This is a genomic window from Pseudomonas alcaligenes (assembly GCF_041729615.1).
Classification (GTDB): Bacteria; Pseudomonadota; Gammaproteobacteria; order Pseudomonadales; family Pseudomonadaceae; genus Aquipseudomonas; species Aquipseudomonas alcaligenes_B.
Genome location: NZ_CP154874.1, coordinates 470,802 through 492,922, shown reverse-complemented (window position 1 = coordinate 492,922; position 22,121 = coordinate 470,802). Strand labels below are relative to the sequence as shown.

Below are 22,121 nucleotides of genomic sequence, written 5' to 3'. Positions count from 1 at the left end.
GAAATTTTCCGCCAATGCGCAACGACCCCGGCCTGGTGGCCATCCTCGCCTACGACGGCCTGTGCACCTTCGAGTTCGGCATCGCCGTGGAGATCTTCGGCTTGCCCCGGCCGGAGTTCGACTTTCCCTGGTATCGCCACCGCATCGTCGGCCTGGACCAGGGGCCGATGCGCGCCATGGGCGGCATCCAGGTGCTGGCCGATGCCGGCCTGGAGGCCCTGGCCGAGGCCCGCACCATCGTCATCCCCGGCTGGCGCGATCGTGCCGAGCGGCCGCCGCCGGCACTGCTGCAGGCCCTGCGCGAGGCCCACGGGCGCGGCGCGCGGCTGCTGTCGATCTGCTCCGGGGTATTCGTCCTGGCCGCCAGCGGCCTGCTCGACGGCCGGCGCGCCACTACTCACTGGCGCTACGCCGAGGAGCTGGCGCGGCGCTACCCGAACGTCGAGGTAGACCCGCAGGTGCTCTACGTCGACGCCGGCCAGCTGATCAGCTCGGCGGGCAGCGCCGCCGGCATCGACGCCTGCCTGCACCTGGTGGCGCGGGACTTCGGCAACCAGGTGGCCAACCGCGTGGCCCAGCGCCTGGTGATGGCGCCGCAGCGCGCCGGCGGCCAGGCGCAGTTCATTCCCGCGCCGGTGGCGCACTCGGCGCGGCACGACCTGTCCGCTCTGCTGGAGTGGGCGCGCCAGCGCCTCGACCAGCCGCTGGAAGTGAGCCAGCTGGCGCAGCGCATGGCGATGAGCGAGCGCACCTTTCTGCGTCGCTTCGCTGCCGCCACCGGCATGGCGCCCAAGGCTTGGCTGCAGCACGAGCGCCTGGCCCGTGCCCGCGAGCTGCTGGAAGGCGGCACGCAGAGCGTCGAGCGCATCGCCGAACAGTGCGGTTATCGCACCGTGGAGAGCTTCCGCATCGCCTTCCGCAATCACCTGGGAGTGCCGCCGAGCGCCTACCGCGAGCGTTTCGGGCAACGGGGGAAAGCCCCGCAAGGGAGCTAGGCGCGGTTCACTTCAATCCGCTGAAGGCGGGAGCCTTGGCGCGGTAGTGGGCGAGGGCGTCGACGAAGCGCTCTGCCTGCTCACGCTCGGTGATGCGGAACTCACGCAGAGTTTCGCCGCCCGGGCCGCTCAGGCGCACCAGAAAGCCCGGGCCGCGACTGCGCAGCTCGATGCCGTCGAGCGAGCCGAAGTAGATGCGCTCGCGGATGTCCTGCGGCTTGCCGCCGGTTGCATCGCGAAAGCCGAGGTAGTGGCTGTCCAGGTAGGTGGAGGCGGGTGCGCCGGGCTGCTGCATGGCCACTTCGGTGATCACCGCATAGGCCTCGCGTTCGGAAATGGCCCGTGGCTGGTAGCCCAGCGTCGTGCAACCCAGCAGCAGGGCGCTCAGGATGATGTGGATGGCGCGCATTTTTCCTCTCCCTGGCAGCGTGTTGGGGATATTCCGGCCTCCGCGCCGGTCATAGCGTCGACCGCCATCCGCTGCCATGATGGCGACCCACCGCCCCCCCGAATGACTCCCTGGAAAATCCGTGATTCCTGCTTCTGTTCGTCGCGCCGTGCTGCTCCTCGTCCTGGGGGCGCCGTTCGGCGCTTCTGCCGCCTGCCCGCCGGGGCAGATGGAGATCTGCCTCAGTGGCTGTTTCTGTGTGCCCGATGTCGAGCCAATTCGCGAGCAGGTCCTCGGCTCGGCCGCGGTGACGCTCGAGCGCTGGCTGCTGCAGTCACGCGATACGGCCCTGATGGCCGGGACCCTGCCGATGCCACTGGAGATCCGTGCACGGCTGTCGCCCTATTACGACAGTGATCTGCTCGATACGGTTCGCTACCGCGTCGGCGCGCTCGACGAGCTGGACGTGGCCAGCACCATGCTGCAGAACCCGGACATCAAGGCAGTGACCCTGGTCGACGTGGTGGTGTTCCGCAGCCAGGCGGCTGCCGAGCGCGACACCGGCCTCTGGGCCCACGAGCTGTGGCACGCCAGGCAGTACCGCGAATGGGGCTCGACCGGCTTTGCCCAGCGCTACACCCGTGACTTCGAGGCCGTGGAGAAGCCGGCTTACGACATGCAGATCCGCATCATGCAGGAGCTGATCACGTCCAGGAAACCATGACTTGAAAACCAAGCAAGCGCTCGGTTAGGGTGGCGGAAACAATAACGGGAGCCACCCGCATGTCCGCCTTCCAGGAATACTTTGACCCATCCCATCAACTGGTCCGCGACTCCGTGCGCCGCTTCATCGAGCGCGAGGTCCTGCCGCACGTGGCGGACTGGGAGGAGGCCGAGGAGTTTCCCCGCGAGCTGTACCGCAAGGCCGGCGCGGCCGGCATCCTCGGCATCGGCTATCCGGAGCAGTACGGTGGCAGCCACGAGGGCGACCTGTTCGCCAAGGTGGCGGCCAGCGAGGAGCTGATGCGCTCCGGCTCCGGCGGCCTGGTCGCCGGCCTCGGCTCGCTGGATATCGGCCTGCCGCCGGTGCTCAAGTGGGCCAGGCCGGCGCTGCGCGAGCGCGTGGTGCCCGAGGTGCTGGCCGGCGAGAAGATCATGGCCCTGGCGGTGACCGAGCCTTCCGGCGGTTCCGACGTGGCCAACCTCAAGACCCGTGCCGTACGTGACGGCGATTACTACCGCGTGACCGGCAGCAAGACCTTCATCACCAGTGGCGTGCGTGCCGACTACTATACGGTGGCCGTGCGTACCGGCGGCGAGGGTTTCGGCGGCGTCAGCCTGCTGCTGATCGAGAAGGGTACCCCCGGCTTCACTGTTGGCCGCTCGCTGAAGAAGATGGGCTGGCGGGCCTCGGACACCGCCGAGCTGTTCTTCGACGATTGCAGGGTGCCGGTGGAGAACCTGATCGGCGCGGAGAACATGGGCTTCGCCTGCATCATGGCCAACTTCCAGAGCGAGCGCCTGAGCCTGGCGCTGATGGCCAACATGACCTCGCAGCTGGCCTTGGAGGAGGCCATGGCCTGGGCCCGCGGGCGCGAGGCCTTCGGCAAGCCGATCGGCAAGTTCCAGGTGCTCAAGCATCGTCTGGCCGAGATGGCCACCCAGCTGGAAGTCTCCCGCGAATTTACCTATCGCCAGGCGGCCAAGATGGCCGCCGGCAAGAGCGTGATCAAGGAGATATCCATGGCCAAGAACTTCGCCACCGACGTGGCCGACCGCATCACCTACGACGCCGTGCAGATCCTCGGCGGCATGGGCTACATGCGCGAGTTGCTGGTGGAGCGCCTGTACCGTGACAACCGCATCCTCTCCATCGGCGGCGGCTCGAGGGAGATCATGAACGAGATCATCAGCAAGCAGCTGGGGCTCTAGCGCGAGAGTCGCAGGCCGGGGGCGGGGTTAGCGTCTATCGTTGCAGGCAGACTCCGTCACTGAGAGCTGCCCATGCGCGTGATGATCGTGGATGACGACCCCTGGCTGGCCGATCTGCTCAAGCAACTGGTATTCAGTGCCCGCCCGGCCGCCGCCGTCGACTGCTTCGGCGATGCCCAGAGCGCCTTCGATGCCTGGCAGCGCAGCCGCTACCAGCTGGTGCTGGCCGACTGGAACCTGCCGGACGACTCCGGCTTCAGCCTGCTGCAGCGCATCCGCCAGCAGGACAGGGGCACGCCGCTGGTGATGATCACCGGACGCTCCGATCGCGAGAGCGTGCTGTCGGTGCGGCCGCTGGCGATCAGCGCCTACATCACCAAGCCCTTCGACGTGCCCAAGGTCCTGGCCTGCATCGAACAGTTGCTGCCGGAAGACGCCACCCTGCTGGCCACTGCGGTATCCCGCGAGGAACTGCCCGACTACCTGGGGCGCCTCTCGGCGGCCGATCTCGACCTGCCGCTGCTGGCCGGGGTCAAGGAGCGCCTCAAGCTGGCGTGCCAGGGCGTGCCGCTGGATTTCCGCGAGCTCAGCGAGCAATGGCAGCATGATCCGGCGCTCTGCGCCTATCTGATCGCGGCGGCCAACAGCGCCGCCTACGGTGGCGGCGGTCAGGCCTGCGTCAGCCTGCCCGAGGCGCTCAAGCGCCTGGGCGGGCGTACCAGCCTGAACCTGGCCGTGGCCCTGGCGCTGCGGCAAGCCTGTGGCGAGGACGACTCGCTCCCGTCCTTGCTACTGCGCGAACATCTGGAGGCGGCGGAGCGTCTGGCCGAGCAGGTGGTGATCCTGGCCCGCCAGGCGGGCCTCGACCCTGCACCCTTGCAGGTTGCCGCACTGCTGCACCGCATGGGCGAGCTCTGCGTACTGCTGCAGAGCCAGAAGTGGGCCAGCCAGGGCAATAGCCTCGACGACCGCCTGCTCGGCCAGGCCATCGGTGACTTCGCCCAACCGTTCGCCCTCGGCCTGAAGAGCCATTGGGGCTTGCCCATGGCGCTGCGCGAACTGATCGGCGCCGTCTATGCGCTGCCGCAGGTGCAGGTGCGCCGCGAGCAGGTGCTGATGCGCCTGGCGGCGGCGCTGTGCAATGGCGAGTCGGCAGCGACTGTGGAGCGGCTCAGGCGTCTGGCCGGATTCGGTTGAACGGTGGGTGCCTGATGCTGGTCTAGTCTGTGTGGGTAGTCAGAAAGGGACTTCCGGGGAGGCCGTATGGCCGAACACCTGTTCAATGCAGCGCCGGTGATACTGATAGTCGACGACCAGCCGAGCGATGTGCTGATGCTCAGCGAGGCGGTGCGCGACCTCGGTGAGGTGCATGTGGCCAGCGACGGGCGCATGGCGTTGGAGGTGGCACGCTTCTGCAGGCCCGATCTGGTGCTGCTGGATATCCAGATGCCGCAGATGAACGGCTTCGAGATCTGCCGGGCGATGAAGGCCGACCCCAAGCTTTGCGATGCCGCCATCCTGTTCGTCACCTCGCACACCCAGAGCGAGAACGAGATCAAGGCCCTCGAATACGGCGGTGTGGACTTCATCCAGAAGCCGCTGAATCTGCCGGTGGCACGGGCCCATGTGCGGGCGCACCTGAACCTGCGGGCCGAGGCGAAGAAACTGGCCTACTACGACGCCCTGACCGGGCTGCCCAACCGCGTCCTGTTGCAGGACCGCGCCGAACAGGCCCTGCAGAAGGCGCAGCGTGGCCAGGGGCGGGTCGCCATGCTTCTGCTCGATCTGGACAATTTCAAAGGCATCAACGACTCGGTCGGCCATTCGGTAGGCGATGCCGTGCTCAAGGAGGTGGCCAGGCGCTTGAGCGAGAGCTCGCGGGTGATCGATACGGTGAGCCGCCAGGGTGGCGACGAATTCGTCATCCTGTTGCCCGATGTGCAGCGCTTCGAGGCCATCGGCGATTGCGTGGAGCGTCTGCTGGCGACCATCGCCAGGCCGATCGAGCTGGGCGGCAGCCAGTATCGACTGTCGGCCAGCATCGGCATCGGTGTGTTTCCCGACGACAGCACAGACCTCGAGGCGCTCTACCGTCACGCCGACGCGGCCATGTACCAGGCCAAGCAGGATGGTCGTAACCGCTACCGCTTCTTCTCGCAGAACATCGAGAGCAGCACCCGCGCCCGTCACCTGTTGGAGAACCACATGCGCAGCGCCCTGGAGCAGGGCGTGTTCGAGGTCTTCTACCAGACCAAGTTCGATGCCCGGCGGCGCCAGATCTGCGGCATGGAGGCGCTGATCCGCTGGCGCAGCGGCGAGGGGGCGCTGGTGTCGCCGGCCGAGTTCATCCCCCTGGCCGAGGAGACCGGGCTGATCGTGCCGATCGGCAAGTACGTGCTGCTGCAGGCCTGTACCGATGCCGGCAGGCTGCAGCGCCTGGGGCTGCCGGCCTGTGTCAGCGTGAATATTTCCGCGGTGCAGTTTCGCGAGGAGTCCTTCCTCGGCATGGTCAAGGGCATCCTCGCGCAGAGCGCCTTGCCGCCCAGCCTGCTGGAGCTGGAGATCACCGAGGGCGTGCTGGCCCACGACATCGCCGCGGCCAGCGCCACCCTCGGCGAGCTGAAGAGCATGGGCGTGCGCATCGCCATCGACGATTTCGGCACCGGTTATTCCAGCCTGTCCTACCTCAAGCGCCTGCCGATCGATGTGCTGAAAATCGATCAGAGCTTCGTCCGCGACATGCTCAGCGACCGCAGCGATGCCGCCATCATCGAGGCGATAGTGCGCCTGGGCCAGGCCCTGGATTTGGAACTGATCGCCGAGGGCGTGGAGAGCCAGGCCCAGGTCGATCGCCTGCTGGAACTGGGCTGCGATTTGATGCAGGGTTACCTGTACTGCCGGCCCATGCCGTTCGCTCAACTCAGCCAGCATCTCGCGGCCTGTGATGCAAGCGGTAACGGTCAGGCCACTCATTAAGGAATGCTTGTGCCCAACTTCCTGGCTTCGACTCCCCTGCGCCCACGTATTCTCTTTACCCTGCTGGTGGGAGCCCTGCTCACTGCACTGGCCGCCGAGCTGCTACACCGCGCCAATCGCGCACAGGCGCGCGAGGCGCTGGAGACTGCCGCCGTGCGCACCGCCGACCTGGTGGTCGAGCGCTTCCGCCTCTATCAGTACGGTTTGCGCGGCGCGCGCGGCGCGATACTCACCAGCGGCGAACAGGGCATCAGTCGCGAGCTGTTTCGTCGCTACAGCAACACCCGTGATATCGAGCGGGAATTTCCCGGCGCACGCGGCTTCGGCTTCATACGCCGGGTGCCCAGGGCGCAGGAACAGGCCTTCATCGAGCAGGCCAGGGCCGATGGCAAGGCGGACTTCGCCATTCGCCAGCTGGCGCCGCACGATGGCGAGCGCTTCGTCATCCAGTACATCGAACCGCTGGCCGGCAACCTGCCCGCGGTGGGGCTGGATATCGCCTCCGAGACCAACCGCCGGGAGGCGGCGCTGGCCTCGATGCGTAGCGGCGAGGCGCGCCTGACCGGGCCCATTACCCTGGTTCAGGCCACCGGCAAGCCGCTGCAGTCCTTCCTCATCCTGATGCCGATCTACCGCGATGCACTGACCCCGGATAGCCCGGCGGAGCGTGAGCGACAGACCTTCGGCTGGAGCTATGCGCCGCTGCTCACCGAGGAGGTGCTACGGGGCCTGGCCCTGCAGAGCGAAGGGCTGCGCCTGCGTCTGCGCGACATCACCCAGCCGGACCGGCACGAGCCGTTCTACGAGAGCCCCGCGGCCGCCAGTCAGCCGGGGGAGATCATGACCCAGCGCCTGCAGCGCGACATCCATGGGCGCCGCTGGCAGATCGAACTGGTCGCCTATCCTGCTTTCATCAAGCAGCTGCATCAAACCGCACCGCAGCAGATAGTGTTGATCGGCGCGCTGCTGACCCTGCTGCTGGCGGCCCTGGTCGGGGTGCTCGGAATCAGCCGGGAGCGCCGCCTGCAGATACTGCAGGAACAGTCGCGCCTGGCGGCCATCGTCGAGAGCTCCAGCGATGGCATCATCGGCCAGGCCCTGGATGGTCGCATCCTCAGCTGGAACCTGGGCGCGCAGCGTATCTTCGGCCATAGCGCCGAGCAGGCGCTGGGCCGCAGCTTCGCCGAGCTGACCCTGCCGCCCGAGCGTAGCGCCGAGGAAACCGACAACCTGCGCCGGGTGGCCGGCGGCGAGTCGATCCACGATTTTGATACGCAGCTGCTGGGGCGGGATGGCCAGCAGCTGGAGTTGTCGCTGTCCTCCTCGCCGATTCGCGATGCGCACGGCAGGGTGGTCGGCGTGTCCAAGACGCTGCGCGACATCTCCGCGCAGAAAGCGGCCGAGGCGCAGATCCTGCAGCTCAATGCCACTCTGGAGAGCCAGGTCGCCGAGCGTACCCGGGCATTGCACGAGCTCAATGTGCTGCTCGGCAGCGTGCTCGACTCGGCCTCGCAGGTGTCGATCATCGCCACCGACCCGCAGGGCCTGATCAGCGTGTTCAATCGTGGCGCCGAACGCCTGCTCGGCTATCGTGCGCAGGAAATGGTGGGCCTGCAGACGCCGGCGCTGATCCACCTGCCGGAGGAGATCGCCGCTCATGGCGCCGAGCTGAGCCGGCGCTATGGGCAGACCATCGAGGGGTTCCGCACCTTCGTGCATGTTCCCGAGCAGGAAGGTGTGGAGACCCGCGAGTGGACCTATGTACGCAAGGACGGCTCGCGCTTCCCGGTCACCCTGGTGGTGACCGCGATGCGCGACGACGACGGCGAGCTGCTAGGCTACCTCGGCATCGCCCTCGATATCACCCAGCGCAAGGCCGCCGAGCAGCGCCTGGCCGAGAGCCTGGAAACCACCCGGGCGGTGCTGGACACGGCGGTCAACCCGGTGTTCACCCTCGACTTCAGTGGCCTGATTCTCAGCAGCAACCCTGCGGCCCAGCTGACCTTCGGCTACGGTGCCGAGCAAATGCATAGCATGCACTTTGACGAGCTGCTCGAGGCGAAGTCGTTCCAATCCTTCGCAAGTGGTGTCAAGCAATTCTTCAGACAGGGTGAGAGCGGCGGGCAGCATGTGCTGGACCTTACCTGTGTGCGCCAGGACGGCTCGGAGTTTCCAGTCCATTTGTCCATCGGGACTATGCACAATGCAGGCAAAAGGCGTCTGGTCTGCGTGCTTACCGACCTGACCCAGCAACTGCTGCTGCGCCGCGAAGCATTGGCGGCACGCGACCAGCTGCTGCTGGCCGCCGAAGTGGCCGAGCTGGGCATATGGACCTGGAACCTGGCCGATAACCGCCTGCAGTGGAATGCGCGCATGTTCGAGCTTTACGACCAGCCGATCAGCCTTGCTCAGCAGGACCAGCTGAGCTATGCCCACTGGCGCGAGCGGGTGCACCCGGAAGATATCCAGGCCACCGAGGCCAAGCTGCAGGCCGCCGTGGCCGGCGAGGGTGTCTACGATCCGGTCTTCCGTGTTGTCCGCCCGGATGGCCGGGTGCTCTGCATCCAGGCCGGTGCGCAGGTCGAACGTGACGCCGAGGGCAATCCGCTGAAGGTCACCGGCATCAACCGCGACATCACCGCCCAGCTCGAACTGGAGTCGCGCCTGCGCGAGGCCAAGGAGCAGGCCGACGCCGCCAGCGCGGCCAAGAGTGCCTTCCTGGCCAACATGAGCCACGAGATACGCACGCCGATGAACGCGGTGCTCGGCATGCTCCAGCTGGTGCAGGCCACCGAGCTCAACCCGCGCCAGCTGGACTATGTGGAGAAGGCCCACGGCGCGGCGCAGTCGCTGCTCGGCCTGCTCAACGACATTCTCGACTACTCGAAGATCGAAGCCGGCAAGCTGCAGCTCGACCTGCATCGCTTCGAGCTCGAGCCGCTGCTGCGCGACCTGGCGGTGGTGCTGGCCGGTAACCAGGGGGGGAAGGAGATCGAGGTGATGTTCGACCTGGATGCCGAGCTGCCCAGCGCGTTGATCGGTGACAGCCTGCGGCTGCAGCAGGTGCTGATCAACCTGGCCGGCAATGCCCTCAAGTTCACCCAGCAGGGCCAGGTGGTGGTCAGCCTGCGCCAGCTGCGGCGCGATGCCCAGCGGGTCGCCGTGCGCGTGGCGGTGAGCGATACCGGCATCGGCATCAGCGCCGAGCAGCTGAGCCGCATCTTCGACGGCTTCACCCAGGCCGAGGCCTCGACCACGCGGCGCTTCGGCGGTACCGGGCTGGGACTGGTGATCTGCAAGCGCCTGATCGAGCTGATGGGCGGCGAGCTGCAGGTAGAGAGCCAGGTCGGCGAGGGCAGTCGCTTCTGGTTCGATATCGAGCTGGAGGTGGCCGAGCAGGCCAGTCTGCGCTCGGCCTGCAGCGCCCTGGATGCCAACCTGCGCCTGCTGATCGCCGATGACAACGCGGTAGCCGGCGAGCTGTTGTTGCGCACTGCTGCCTCCCTGGGTTGGCAGGCCGAGTGGGTGGCGGGCGGGCAGCAGGCCCTCGCACGCATCGACGAGTCGCTCGCGCAGGGGCAACCCTTCGATCTGGTCCTGATGGACTGGCGCATGCCCGACCTGGACGGACTCTCTGCGGCCCACATGATCGGTGAGCGCGCCAGCGACCGAGACATGCCGCTGGTGGTGATGATCACCGCCCACGGTCGCGAGGTGCTCGCCGACCGTTATCAGGAGGGACGGGCGCCGTTTTCCGGCTTCCTGACCAAACCGGTCACCCCGCAGCAGCTGGCCGCCGCGGTGCAGCGCGCGCTGGACGGCCAGCAGGCCGTCGCGGCCGCCGCCCCGCGCGCCGCGCCACAGCGTCTGGCCGGGCTGCGCCTGCTGGTGGTGGAGGACAACATGCTCAACCGCCAGGTGGCCGCCGAGCTGCTGGCCGGCGAGGGGGCGCAGGTCAGCCTGGCCGAAAACGGGCTGGAAGGCGTCGAGCGGGTGCAGCGCGAACAGCCGCCCTTCGATGCCGTACTGATGGACATCCAGATGCCGGATATCGATGGTCTGGAAGCCACCCGGCGCATCCGCCAGCAGGTGGGCACGCTCGATGTGCCGATCATCGCCATGACCGCCAACGCTTCCCGTGCCGACCGCGAGGCCTGCCTGGCGGCGGGCATGAACGATCACCTGGGCAAACCCATCGACCTGCAGCAGCTGGTGGCGACCCTGCTGCAGTGGACCGGCCGCGGCGCGGCGCTTGCTCCGCCAGGCCGCGAGGCGCAGACGGCGGGGCTGGTCGAAGGCGAAAGCTCGATTCTCGCGCGCTTCGGCGGCAATCTCTACCTGCTGCGCAGGGTGCTGCACAACTTCCAGCCGGAACTGGCCAAGCAGCTCGAGCGCCTGCATGAGCTGGCCGCGCGTGGCGAGCTGCAGGGTGTGCTGCTGCTGTTGCACACGCTCAAGGGCAGTGCCGGCACCATGGGTGCCAGCGCCTTTGCCGCACGGGTCGCCAGCCTGGAGCAACAGCTCAAGCAGGCGGACACCGAAGAGACGGCAGGCCTGCTGGCGCAGCTGGACTGGCACGAACTGGAAGTACTGCTGCAACAAAGTGTCGACGCCTTGCTGCGCCTGTTCGCCCCGGTTGCCGTGGCCGAGCCCGATAGGCTCGAACCCTTGCCGATGGAGAGCTGGCGCAGCGCCCTGCGCGAGCTGTGCGGTCTGCTGGAGCGTGGTGACCTGCAGGCCATCGAGCGGGCAGAGGCCCTCGACAGGTGTGCGCCGGCGGTTCTGCAGCCGGCCTTTGGGGTATTTCTTCAGGCCGTCGAGGCGCTAGACTTCAATAAGGCCCTGGCACTGGGGCGTGATCTGCTTGACCTGGCCCCGGGAGGCTGACTTGGAAGCATGGCTCGACCCGCGCCTGGGGCGCCCGAAACTGCTGCTGGTGGACGACCAGCCGATGAACATCCGGGTATTGCACCAGCTGTTTCGTTACGAATGCGATGTACACATGGCCACTGGGGGCGAGCAGGCCATCGAGGTGTGCAAGGCGCTGTTGCCGGACCTGATCCTGCTCGACGTGGTGATGGAGGGCATGGATGGCCATGAGGTGTGCCGGCGCCTGAAGGCCGACCCACTGACCCAGGACATCCCGATCATCTTCCTCAGCGCCAAAGGCGAGGAAGACGACGAGGCCATCGGCCTGGAGCTGGGCGCGGTGGACTACATCGGCAAGCCGTTCAATCCGACGATAGTGCGGGCACGGGTCAAGACCCATCTGACCCTCAAGCTGCAGAGCGACTACCTGCGCTCCATGGCCATGCTCGATGGCCTCACCGGTGTCGCCAACCGGCGCAAGCTGGAGAGTCGCCTGGAGGCGGCCTGGAGCCATGCCTGTCGGGAAGGTGGGCCTCTGTCACTGATCATGATCGACGTCGATCACTTCAAGAAATACAACGACCACTACGGTCACCAGAGCGGCGATCAGTGCCTGCGCCGCCTGGCCATCGCCCTGGCGGCCACGCTGAATCGCCCCTATGACCTGCTGGCACGCTATGGCGGCGAGGAGTTCGCCTGTCTGCTGCCGGATACCGACCTGGCCGGAGCCGAGCGGGTCGCGCAGAAGATGCTGGCGGCGGTCGCCGAGCTGCACATCGAGCACCTGGCTTCGGAGGTCGGGCCGCAGGTCAGCCTGTCGCTGGGAGCCGCCACCGTGCTGGCCTCGGCCGAGCGGGATGCACAGGATCTGCTGCGTTTCGCCGACGAGCAGCTGTATCTGGCCAAGAGCAGCGGGCGGGCACGTTTGTGCGCGCGCTTCTATGGGGGCTCTTAGCGCTCGCTGAGCTCGAAGGCGGTCAGGGTGAAGGTCGGAATGCCGGCATCCTGCAGTTTCTGCGAGCCGCCCAGTTCGGGCAGGTCGATGATTGCCGCAGCTTCGTGGACCTGCGCGCCGAGGCGGCGGACCAGGCGCGCGGCGGCCAGCAGGGTGCCGCCGGTGGCGATCAGGTCATCGAAGATCAGTACCCGGTCACCTTCGCACAGGCTGTCGCTGTGCACCTCCAGCAGGGCCTCGCCGTACTCGGTCTGGTAGCTCTCGGAGAGCACGTCGGCCGGCAGCTTGCCCTGCTTGCGGAACAGGATCAGCGGCTTGTTCAGCTCGTAGGCGATCACCGAGCCGATCAGGAAGCCGCGCGCATCCATGGCCGCCACATGGCTGAAGTCGGCCTCGACATAACGCTGGATGAAGCTGTCGGCGACCATGCGCTGGGCACGCGGCGACTGGAACAGTGGAGTGATGTCGCGGAATACCACGCCGGGCTTGGGGAAGTCCGGCACCGGGCGGATCAGCGACTTGATGTCGAATTCGTCGAAGATCATCGTGCTGTCCTCAGTCCGGCATGTTGCCGCCGGCCAGGGCGCACAGCTCGATGGGATCGAGGATGTGCACTTCCTTGCCTTCGGCTTCGATCAGGCCGTTCTGCTGGAAGCGGGTGAACACGCGCGACACCGTTTCCACGGCCAGCCCCAGGTAGTTGCCTACCTCGTTGCGCGACATGGCCAGGCGGAACTGGTTGGCGGAGAAGCCGCGGGCGCGGAAGCGCGCGGAGAGATTGACCAGGAAGGTGGCGATGCGCTCGTCGGCGGTCTTCTTCGACAGCAGCAGCATCATCTGCTGGTCGTCGCGGATCTCCCGGCTCATCACCCGCATCAGCTGGCGGCGCAGCTGTGGCAGTTGCACAGCCAACTCGTCCAGGCGCTCGAAGGGAATCTCGCACACCGAGGTGGTTTCCAGCGCCTGCGCCGACACTGGGTAGACTTCGCTGTCCACGCCGGACAGGCCGACCAGCTCGCTGGGCAAGTGGAAGCCGGTAATCTGCTCCTCGCCGGCATCGCTCAGGGTGAAGGTCTTCAGCGCGCCGGCACGCACGGCGAACACCGAGTCGAAGGCATCGCCCTGGCGGAACAGGAATTCGCCCTTCTTCAGCGGCCGGCCGCGCTTGACGATGCGGTCCAGCGCGTCCATGTCCTCCAGGTTCAGCGACAGCGGCAGGCATAGCGCCGCCAGGCTGCAGTCCTTGCAATGGGCCTGGTGCGAGCTGTGCACCTTGATGGTTTCTGACATCGAGAAGTCCCTGAGTGGAGAACACACACAAAGATGAAGGTTAACCCATGGGCCGCTGCCCAGGCCAGGGCGACGATGGTGGAACAGGACTGACCGTTCGCTCAAGTTATTTCCCGGGCGCCCGATAGCCAGGGCAGGGATGCGTCCGGGAGAACAGCATGTTGAGGATAGATGCGCACGGGCTCGGCGAGCGCCTGGTGCTCGGCGTGCAGCGCCAGGTGGCGCGGGCTGGCGGCGAGACGGCGGGCGAGCAGGAGCTGCGCGACGGCCTGCGGGTGAGCCTGTCCGAACTCGGGCGGGTGCGCGCCAGCGCGCAGCACAAGGATATCGACGAGGCCGACCTGCCGGACAACATCAAGGAAATCCTCAAGCTGATCCGCGCCCTGCGCCAGCAGATCGCCGAGAAGCAGGCCGAGCTGCAGGACCTGATGGCGCAGAGCGGGATGGACCCGCAACTCAAGCAGATGCGCGTGGAAGCCCTGCGCGGCGAGCTGTCCTCGCTGCAGGGCGCCCTGAGCATGGCTCAGGCCAGCCTGGTGGAGGCGCTCAAGGACAAGCGCCTGAGCGACGATCAGCGCATGCAGGCGGCCAAGCTGGCGATGGCCTGATCAGATCACCCGCGAGAAGCGCTGCTGGTTCTGCTGCTCCAGGTAGTGGTCGAACAGCATGCACAACGAGCGCACCAGCAGGCGCCCGGCCGGGCGCACCTCGATGCCCTGTTCGCCCAGGTCGATCAGGCCGTCGCGGGCCAGCTGCTGCAGCTGTGGCCAGATGGCGGCGAAGTAGCTGCGAAAGTCGATGGCGAAGCGCTGCTCGATAGTGCGGAAGTCCAGCTGGAACTGACAGATCAGCGCCTGGATCACGGCGCGGCGGATGCGGTCGTCCGCATTGCAGTGCAGGCCGCGCTGGGTGGCCAGCTGGCCGTTGCCCAGGCTCTGCTGGTAGTTGGCCAGGTCGCTGCTGTTCTGGCAGTAGAGGTCGCCGACCTGGCTGATGGCCGATACCCCCAGGCCGATCAGGTCGCAATGGCCGTGGGTGGTGTAGCCCTGGAAGTTGCGCTGCAGGGTGCCGTCCTCCTGGGCCATGGCCAGCTCGTCGTCGGGCAGGGCGAAGTGGTCCATGCCGATGTAGCGGTAGCCGGCGGCGGTGAGCTGCTCGATGCTGCGCTGCAGCATCTCCAGTTTCTGTGCCGGGCTAGGCAGCTCCTCGGCGTTGATGCGCCGCTGCGGCATGAAGCGTTCGGGCAGGTGCGCGTAGTTGAACACCGACAACCGATCCGGCTGCAGGGCGATCACCTCGGCCACGGTGCGGGCGAAGCTGTCCGGGGTCTGCCTTGGCAGGCCGTAGATCAGGTCGATGTTCACCGAACGGAACTGCAGGGTATGCGCCGCCTCGACGATGGCGCGGGTCTGTTCGAGGGTCTGCAGGCGGTTGATGGCGCGCTGTACCTCGGGGTCGAGGTCCTGCACGCCGAGGCTGACGCGGTTGAAGCCCAGCTCGCGCAGCAGGCCCATGGTCGACCAGTCGGCCTCGCGCGGGTCGATCTCGATGCCGTAGTCGCCGCTGTCGTCGTCCAGCAGGTTGAAGTGCCGGCGCAGGTGTTCCATCAGCCGGCGCAGCTCGTCGTGGCTGAGGAAGGTCGGGGTGCCGCCGCCGAAATGCAGCTGCTCGACCACCTGCCGGCGGTCCAGGTGGCGCGCGATCAGCTCGATCTCCTGCTCCAGGCGTTCCAGGTAGGGCAGGGCACGGCCGCGATCCTTGGTGATCACCTTGTTGCAGGCGCAGTAGTAGCAGATGTTGGCGCAGAACGGCACGTGCACGTAGAGCGACAGCGGGCGCAGGGCCTTGCGGCTGTCGCGCAGGGCGTGCAGCAGGTCGAAGGAGCCGACTTCACCGTGGAACTGCACGGCGGTGGGGTAGGAGGTGTAGCGCGGGCCTGGCCGGTCGTGACGGCGGATCAGGTCGGCGTCCCAGCGGATGGCATCGAGCATGGAGATATCCCTGGATTGGCGATGCGGCCAGTCTAGGGATTGCGCCGCGGCGGCTCTTGATCTGAGTCAGGCCGCTGCATCTTCGCCAGGCGTTTGCTGCGGCCCGGGACGGTGCCTCCCGCAGTGGCGCGGCGGCCTAGTGGCCCATCAGCCAGTGCTGGTGCGGTCCGGGCAGGGTCCACAGGCCGAACAGGATCACCAGCAGGCCGCCGGCGATGCGCACGCCGCGCCGGCGCAGCAGGGTGGTCAGGCGCTCGGCGGCCATGCCGGTGGCCAGCAGCACCGGCCAGGTGCCCAGGCCGAAGGCCAGCATCAGCAGGGCGCTGTCGGCCGGCGAGCCCTGGCTGGAGGCCCACAGCAGGGTGCTGTAGACCAGGCCGCAGGGCAGCCAGCCCCAGATGGCACCGAGCAGCAGGGCGCGCGGCAGGCTGCTGACTGGCATCAGGCGGCTGGCGATCGGTTGCAGGTGGCGCCACAGGTGGCGGCCCAGGCTTTCGATGCGGGTCAGGCCGCTCCACCAGCCGGCCAGGTACAGGCCCATGGCGATCAGCAGCAGGCCGGCGAGCACGCGCAGGAGCATGGCCGCCGGGCTGCTGGCCACGGCCCAGCCGGCCAGGCCGAGCAGCAGGCCGGCGGCGGCGTAGCTGAGGATGCGCCCGAGGTTGTAGGCCAGCAGCAGGCGCAGGCGGCGCGCGCGCTGCTCGGGCGGGATGGCCAGGGTCAGCGCCCCCATCAGCCCGCCGCACATACCCAGGCAGTGGCCGCCGCCGAGCAGGCCGAGGATCAGCGCGGAAACCAGCAGCGGTGCCAGATCAGCCACGCGGCTCGTCCTGCGCGTCGTCGTCCTTGTCCGCCTCGGCGATGGCAGCCTTGTGCTGCGGGTCCTCGTCGTCGAACAGGATGCTGTGGGCCGGGCTGTCGAGGTCGTCGTACTGGCCGTTGTCCACTGCCCAGAAGAACAGCCAGATGGCGAAGCCGACCAGGGCCACGGCAATCGGGATCAGAAAATAGATAGCGGACATGCTGGCTCCGGGGCCTGGCGCCACTCGCCGTCGATGGCAGAGGGCGTGCTTTCTACAGGGGTTTGATGCGGGCCAGGCGCAGGGCGTTGAGCACCACCAGCAGCGAACTGGCCGACATGCCGAGCGCCGCCCACAGCGGGGTGACCCAGCCGAGCGCGGCGAACGGCAGCACCAGGCCATTGTACAGGGTCGCCCAGGCCAGGTTCTCGACGATGATGCGCCGCGTGCGCCGGGCCAGGGCGAAGGCCTGCACCAGGCTACCCAGGCGGTTGGACAGCAGCACCGCGTCGGCGCTGGTCTTGGCCAGGTCGGTGGCGCTGCCCATGGCCACGCTGATGTCGGCGCCGGCCAGCACCGGTACGTCGTTGACCCCGTCGCCGAGCATCAGCACACGGCGGCCCTGCTGGTGCAGCTCCCTGAGCACGGCCAGCTTGGCATCCGGGGTGAGGCCGCCGCGGGCGTCGTCTATGCCCAGCTGGCGTGCCACCTCGCCGACCATGGGCGAGCTGTCGCCGGACAGCAGGATGATGTTCCAGCCCTGGGCGCGGCAGGCGGCGATCAGCTCGGGAGCATCCTCGCGCAGGCGATCACCGAGGACGAACCAGGCCAGCGGGCCGCGCTCGTCGCCGAGCAGCAGCCACTGGCCGTGCTCGCCGGGAATGCTCGGCGCCTCGCGCCCGGCCAGGGCGGCGACGTAGGACGGTTGGCCGATGCGCAGGCGGCGGCCGTCGACCATGCCCTGCAGGCCCTGGCCGGGTTCGCTGGCCAGCTGCTCGGCACCTTGGTTGCTGTGGCCGAAGGCGCGGGCGATGGGATGCTCGGAGCCGTGTTCGAGGGCGGCGGCCAGGGCCAGGCAGGCATCGGCGTCCAGCTCGCGCAGGGTCTCGATGCGCTCCAGGGTCAGGCGGCCTTCGCTCAGGGTGCCGGTCTTGTCGAAGATCACCGTGTCGATCTGCTTGAGGCCCTCCAGCACGTGGCCGCGGGTCAGCAGCAGGCCGAGCTTGTGCAGGCTCCCGGTGGCGGTGGTCAGCGCCGTCGGCGTGGCCAGCGACAGGGCGCAGGGGCAGGTGGCGACCAGCAGGGCCAGGACGATCCAGAAGGCGCGTTCGCTGTCGAGCTGCCACCAGACCAGGCCGACCACGGCGGCGAGGGCCAGGACGATCAGCAGGAACCACTGCGCTACGCGGTCGGCCAGCTCGGCCATCGGCGGTTTGTCGGCCTGGGCGCGTTCCAGCAGGCGGACGATGGCGGACAGCCGGGTATCTTCGCCCAGCGCCTCGACCTGCATGGTCAGCGGGCCCTCGACGTTGAGGGTGCCGGCGGTGACGGCGTCGCCTTCAGCGCGCGGCTGCGGCAGGTATTCGCCGGTGAGCAGCGACTCGTCGACGCTCGACTGACCGGCAAGGATGCGGCCGTCGGCCGGCAGCTGGGCGCCGGGCGGCACCAGCACGCGGTCGCCGACCGCCAGCTCGCGCAGCAGCACGCGCTGGCTCTGGCCATTGGCATCCAGGCGCAGGCAGGACGGCGGCAGCAGGCTGACCAGCTGCGCGGTGGCCGCCGCCGTGCGCTCGCGGGCGCGGCGCTCCAGGTAGCGGCCGGCGAGGAGGAACAGGGCGAACATGCCGACTGCGTCGAAATACAGCTCGCCGACCCCGGTGACGGTGGACCAGATGCCGGCCACGTAGGCGCCGCCGATGGCCAGCGACACCGACACGTCCATGGTCAGGTGGCGGGTGCGCAGGTCGCGCAGGGCGCCGCGGAAGAACTGGCCGCAGCAGTAGAAGACGATGGGCGTGGTGAGGAACAGGCTGGTCCAGCGCAGGATCTTGTCCAGCTCCGGCGACAGGTCGACATTGAACTCCGGCCAGGTGGCCATGGCCGCCATCATCACCTGCATCCACAGCAGGCCGGCGACGCCGATCTGGCGCAGCGACTTGCGATTCTCCGCGGCCAGGCGCTCGCTGGCCTCGTCGGGCTGCCAGGGATGGCCGGCGTAGCCGATGCGGCGCAGCTCGGCGAGCAGCTGGCTGAGGGGTATCTGGCTGTCGGCCCAGCGCACCTGCAGGCGCTGGTTGGACAGGTTGAGACTGACCTCGACTATGCCCGGCAGGCCGCGCAGGTGTTTCTCGATCAGCCAGCCGCAGGCGGCGCAGCTGATACCTTCGATCACCAGGCTGGTCTCGCTGACTTCGCCCTGGTGCTGGACGAAGCCCTGCTGCACCTCGTCGCGATCGTACAGCGCCAGCTCGTCCGGCAGGGCCTTGGGCAGGCTCTGCGGGTTGACCGCGTTGTCACTGCGATGCCGGTAGTAGTTGTCCAGCCCGCCGGCGACTATGGCCTCGGCCACCGCCTGGCAGCCCGGGCAGCAGAAGGCCCGCGTCTGTTCCAGGACGCGGGCCTCGAAGCGGCTGCCGGCGGGCACCGGCAGGCCGCAGTGATAGCAGGGCAGGGGACTGCTCATGAAGAACTTTATTCGCCGAGCGAGAAGCGCTGGCCGCTGGCCAGGTGCTCTTCCTCGAACAGACGCCAGTCCTTGCCGCCTTCCTGGCCGATCAGCTCGACGAAACGGCGTCCCTCGATGGCATCCAGCAGGTTGCCGGCGTAGCTGCCGTCGGCCTGGGCCTGCAGCACCACGCGGCGGTCACGCTCCGGCTGGGTCGGCGAGATCAGGTTGAGGACCAGCTGCGGCGGATTGCTGTAGCCCTGCAGCTGCAGGCTGACGGTGCCGCGCTCGTTGTCCAGCGCCAGGCTGGCCTTGAGCTGCAGGCGCTTGGCCAGGTCCTCGCGCTCCAGCGAGGTGTTGATGCCCTTGCCGACATCGTAGTAGTTGTCCGACAGCAGCCCCGGCGGGTTGCGGGTGGCGATCACCAACATGCTGGTGCCGAGCACCACGGCCAGGCCGAGGATGCCGAGGATGAACCAGACCCAGAACTCTTTGTACCAGGGGTTGACCGGGGTTTGTTGCGACGTCATGTAGGAACCTGTGTTCAGCGCACGCTGGGGCCGATGAAGCGGCTGTCGGCGTCGCTCTCGATGGACGGGTCTTCCAAGGCCTGGACCTTGAACAGGATTTCATTGGCGCTGGAGGGCAGCTTCTCCGGCTCGATGGACAGCTCCACCGGTAGCGACAGCACCTCGCCGGCGGCGGCCTTGACCTCGCGCTTGCCCTCGTAGCGCAGACCGTCGATGCCTTCGACGGAGATCAGGTAGGTCAGGTCGCGCTGGGCCTTGTTCATCAGCTTCACGGTGTAGACGTTCTCGACATGTCCCTGCTCGTTCTCGCGGAACAGCACGCGGTCCTTGAGCACGTCGACTTCTACCAGCGAGCGGCTGGCGATGGCCCAGGCGAACAGGCCCATCATGGTCACCAGGGCGACGGCGTAGCCTATCAGGCGCGGGCGCAGCAGGTGGGTCTTCTGCCCGGAAAGATTGTGTTCGGTTGTGTAGCTGATCAGGCCGCGCGGGTAGCCCATCTTGTCCATGATGCCGTCGCAGGCGTCGATGCAGGCGGCGCAGCCGATGCATTCGATCTGCAGGCCATCGCGAATGTCGATGCCGGTCGGGCAGACCTGTACGCACATGGTGCAGTCGATACAGTCGCCGAGGCCCTCGGCCTTGTAGTCGGCGGTCTTCTTGCGCGGGCCGCGGTTTTCGCCGCGGCGCGGGTCGTAGGAAACGATCAGGGTGTCCTTGTCGAACATCACGCTCTGGAAGCGCGCGTAGGGACACATGTAGATGCACACCTGCTCGCGCAGCCAACCGGCGTTGCCGTAGGTGGCCAGGGTAAAGAAGCCGACCCAGAAGTAGGCCCAGCCGTCAGCCGCGCCGGAGAGCAGGTCGGGAATCAGCTCGCGGATTGGCGAGAAGTAGCCGACGAAGGTCAGCCCGGTGACCAGGCCGATCAGCAACCACAGCGTGTGCTTGGCCGCCTTGCGGGCGAACTTGCTGGCGCTCATCGGCGCCTTGTCCAGCTTCATGCGCTGGTTGCGATCGCCTTCGGTGACCTTCTCGCACCACATGAAGATCCAGGTCCAAACGCTCTGCGGGCAGGTGTAGCCGCACCAGACGCGCCCGGCGAACACAGTGATGAAGAACAGGCCGAAGGCGCAGATGATCAGCAGCCAGGACAGCAGGGCGAAGTCCTGCGGCCAGAAGGTGGCGCCGAAGATGAAGAACTTGCGTTCCGGCAGGTTCCACCAGACGGCCTGGCGGTCGTTCCAGCTGAGCCAGACGGTGCCGAAGTAGAGCAGGAAGAGGAAGGCTCCGCCGCCGAGGCGCAGGTTGCGGAACAGGCCGGTGAAGGCGCGGGTGTAGATCTTTTCGCGGCTGGCGTAGAGGTCGACGGATTCGCCGCCCTTGGCCGGGGGAGGGGTGATGTTTCGGACGGGAATCTGTTCGCTCATCAGGGTCGTACCACGGCTGGGGTGAGTGCTCCCCCGATACTTGCCGAGGGAGTCAGAATTTCACATGCACTATGGTACGCCTGATCGAGCGTCGCCCGGGTGCGACCGGCGGTCGCGTCCGGGCGGGTGGAGCCTTACTTCTCGACTGCGGCGTCGGCCTTGCCCTGCGACAGGCTGTACACATAGGCGGCCAGCAGGTGCACCTTGTCTTCGCTGCCGACGTACTGCAGCTGGGCGGGCATGTTGCCGCTGCGGCCGTAGCGAATGCTCTGCTGCAGCTGGGCATAGCTGCTGCCGTAGATGAAGGCGCTCGGGTTGGTCAGGTTCGGCGCGCCCATGCTCGGGGTGCCCTTGCCGTCCGCGCCGTGGCAGGCGAAGCAGGTGGTGGAGAAGATCTTCTTGCCCGCTTCGATGTCGGCAGTCACGCCTTCCGGCAGCTTGCGACCGCCCAGTTCGGTGAGCACGTAGGCGGCGACGTTGCGCACGCCGTCCTCACCGATGGTCGGTGCCTGCGGCGGCATCATGCCGTGGCGACCACCGATGATGGTCTGCTTGATGTCGGCCGGCGAGCCGCCCCAGCGCCACTCGTTGTCGGTCAGGTTGGGGAAGCCGTAGGCGCCCTTGGCGTCGGAGCCGTGGCACACCGAGCAGTTGGAGGCGAACAGGCGGCCGCCCATCTTCAGGGCCTGCTCATCCTTGGCCACTTCCTCGATCGGCAGGCTGGCGTACTTGGCATAGATAGGCGCGTATTGCTTGTCGGCGCGAACCATCTCCTTTTCCCACTGGTGCACGCCGGTCCAGCCGGCTTCGCCGCTGGCGAAGGGCTTGCCGTCGCCGGCTTCGTTGTAGCCCGGCAGCAGGCCTTTCCAGGTGCCCAGGCCCGGGTACAGGGCCAGGTAGCCGAGGGCGAAGACGATGGTGCCGATGAACAGCATGAACCACCACTTCGGCAGCGGGTTGTCGAATTCCTCGATGCCGTCGAAGGCATGGCCCACGGTTTCCTCGGTGGTGTCAGGGCGCTGACCCTTGCGCACCGCGAAGATCAGCCAGGTGAGCGCGGCAATGGTGCCGAGGCTCAGTACGCTGATGTAGATACTCCAGAACAAAGTCATTCTTTATTGCTCCCAGAAGCTTGCTCGTCACGCTTGGGGGTCGGGGCGTCGTCGGCGAAGGGCAGGTTGGCCGCCTCGTCGAAGCTGGACTTGCGCTTGCTGCTGTAAGCCCAGAGCACCACGCCGACGAAGGCGATGAAGACCACCGCCGTGCCGATGCCGCGAATCATCCCGATATCCATCATGCG

General features: G+C 67.4%; 19 protein-coding genes. 8 read left to right on the top strand and 11 right to left on the bottom strand.

Annotation, left to right across the window (positions count from 1 at the left end; genetic code table 11):
- The first annotated feature begins 14 nt into the window (after positions 1 to 14).
- A complete protein-coding gene (ftrA, locus tag AAG092_RS02335; RefSeq protein WP_373388386.1) occupies positions 15 to 995 on the top strand; it encodes a transcriptional regulator FtrA in 981 nt (326 codons plus the stop codon).
- A 7-nt stretch (positions 996 to 1,002) separates the two neighbouring features.
- Here ftrA and AAG092_RS02330 read toward each other — a convergent pair whose 3' ends face one another.
- A complete protein-coding gene (locus AAG092_RS02330; RefSeq protein WP_373388385.1) occupies positions 1,003 to 1,404 on the bottom strand; it encodes a hypothetical protein in 402 nt (133 codons plus the stop codon).
- A gap of 121 nt (positions 1,405 to 1,525) precedes the next feature.
- Between AAG092_RS02330 and AAG092_RS02325 the strand changes: the two genes are divergently transcribed.
- The 6 genes from AAG092_RS02325 (at position 1,526) to AAG092_RS02300 (ending at position 12,115) form a co-directional block, all read left to right on the top strand.
- Complete coding sequence (locus tag AAG092_RS02325; RefSeq protein WP_373388384.1) at positions 1,526 to 2,107, top strand: DUF4157 domain-containing protein; 582 nt, start codon at positions 1,526 to 1,528, stop codon at positions 2,105 to 2,107.
- 59 nt (positions 2,108 to 2,166) lie between these two features.
- Complete coding sequence (locus tag AAG092_RS02320) at positions 2,167 to 3,315, top strand: acyl-CoA dehydrogenase family protein (protein WP_373388383.1); 1,149 nt, start codon at positions 2,167 to 2,169, stop codon at positions 3,313 to 3,315.
- Between the two features lie 72 nt (positions 3,316 to 3,387).
- Positions 3,388 to 4,512 carry an HDOD domain-containing protein gene (locus tag AAG092_RS02315; protein ID WP_373388381.1) on the top strand — a complete coding sequence of 375 codons (1,125 nt, stop codon included), beginning with the start codon at positions 3,388 to 3,390 and terminating at the stop codon, positions 4,510 to 4,512.
- A 66-nt stretch (positions 4,513 to 4,578) separates the two neighbouring features.
- Positions 4,579 to 6,291, top strand: coding sequence for an EAL domain-containing protein (locus AAG092_RS02310; RefSeq protein ID WP_373388379.1), 1,713 nt, complete (start codon positions 4,579 to 4,581; stop codon positions 6,289 to 6,291).
- Positions 6,292 to 6,300: 9 nt separating this feature from the next.
- Positions 6,301 to 11,178 (top strand): PAS domain S-box protein, encoded by a 4,878-nt coding sequence (locus AAG092_RS02305; protein ID WP_373388378.1) that lies wholly within the window; start codon positions 6,301 to 6,303, stop codon positions 11,176 to 11,178.
- Position 11,179: 1 nt separating this feature from the next.
- Positions 11,180 to 12,115, top strand: a complete 936-nt coding sequence (locus AAG092_RS02300) for a diguanylate cyclase domain-containing protein (protein ID WP_373388377.1) — start codon at positions 11,180 to 11,182, stop codon at positions 12,113 to 12,115.
- Here AAG092_RS02300 and AAG092_RS02295 read toward each other — a convergent pair.
- Together AAG092_RS02295 and fnr are read right to left on the bottom strand one after the other, a co-directional pair.
- Positions 12,112 to 12,660: an adenine phosphoribosyltransferase gene (locus AAG092_RS02295; protein WP_110683254.1), complete on the bottom strand. Its 549-nt coding sequence runs from the start codon at positions 12,658 to 12,660 to the stop codon at positions 12,112 to 12,114. The two genes, AAG092_RS02300 and AAG092_RS02295, sit on opposite strands and share 4 nt — an antisense overlap.
- A 10-nt stretch (positions 12,661 to 12,670) precedes the next feature.
- Positions 12,671 to 13,405 (bottom strand): fumarate/nitrate reduction transcriptional regulator Fnr, encoded by a 735-nt coding sequence (gene fnr / locus AAG092_RS02290; protein WP_373388376.1) that lies wholly within the window; start codon positions 13,403 to 13,405, stop codon positions 12,671 to 12,673.
- A 158-nt stretch (positions 13,406 to 13,563) separates the two neighbouring features.
- On the opposite strand from fnr, the gene AAG092_RS02285 reads away from it, so the two are divergent.
- Positions 13,564 to 14,013, top strand: coding sequence for a hypothetical protein (locus AAG092_RS02285; protein WP_373388375.1), 450 nt, complete (start codon positions 13,564 to 13,566; stop codon positions 14,011 to 14,013).
- On the opposite strand, the gene hemN is transcribed toward AAG092_RS02285, so the two are convergent.
- The 8 genes from hemN to AAG092_RS02245 all read right to left on the bottom strand — a co-directional run bounded on the left by hemN (position 14,014) and on the right by AAG092_RS02245 (position 22,115).
- Positions 14,014 to 15,396, bottom strand: a complete 1,383-nt coding sequence (gene hemN, locus AAG092_RS02280) for an oxygen-independent coproporphyrinogen III oxidase (RefSeq protein WP_373388373.1) — start codon at positions 15,394 to 15,396, stop codon at positions 14,014 to 14,016.
- Positions 15,397 to 15,532: 136 nt separating this feature from the next.
- On the bottom strand, positions 15,533 to 16,216 hold the full coding sequence (locus AAG092_RS02275; RefSeq protein WP_373388372.1) for a sulfite exporter TauE/SafE family protein: 684 nt from the start codon (positions 16,214 to 16,216) through the stop codon (positions 15,533 to 15,535).
- On the bottom strand, positions 16,209 to 16,418 hold the full coding sequence (ccoS, locus tag AAG092_RS02270) for a cbb3-type cytochrome oxidase assembly protein CcoS (RefSeq protein WP_373388371.1): 210 nt from the start codon (positions 16,416 to 16,418) through the stop codon (positions 16,209 to 16,211). Before ccoS ends, AAG092_RS02275 begins: the two co-directional genes overlap by 8 nt.
- A gap of 52 nt (positions 16,419 to 16,470) precedes the next feature.
- Positions 16,471 to 18,879, bottom strand: coding sequence for a heavy metal translocating P-type ATPase (locus AAG092_RS02265; protein WP_373388370.1), 2,409 nt, complete (start codon positions 18,877 to 18,879; stop codon positions 16,471 to 16,473).
- Positions 18,880 to 18,887: 8 nt separating this feature from the next.
- Positions 18,888 to 19,391, bottom strand: a complete 504-nt coding sequence (locus AAG092_RS02260) for a FixH family protein (protein ID WP_373388369.1) — start codon at positions 19,389 to 19,391, stop codon at positions 18,888 to 18,890.
- 14 nt (positions 19,392 to 19,405) lie between these two features.
- A complete protein-coding gene (gene ccoG, locus AAG092_RS02255; RefSeq protein WP_110683246.1) occupies positions 19,406 to 20,821 on the bottom strand; it encodes a cytochrome c oxidase accessory protein CcoG in 1,416 nt (471 codons plus the stop codon).
- A 134-nt stretch (positions 20,822 to 20,955) separates the two neighbouring features.
- Positions 20,956 to 21,933, bottom strand: a complete 978-nt coding sequence (gene ccoP / locus AAG092_RS02250; RefSeq protein ID WP_373388367.1) for a cytochrome-c oxidase, cbb3-type subunit III — start codon at positions 21,931 to 21,933, stop codon at positions 20,956 to 20,958.
- Positions 21,930 to 22,115 (bottom strand): cbb3-type cytochrome c oxidase subunit 3, encoded by a 186-nt coding sequence (locus AAG092_RS02245; protein ID WP_110683318.1) that lies wholly within the window; start codon positions 22,113 to 22,115, stop codon positions 21,930 to 21,932. The genes ccoP and AAG092_RS02245 overlap by 4 nt, the downstream gene beginning before the upstream one ends.
- Positions 22,116 to 22,121 lie beyond the last annotated feature (6 nt).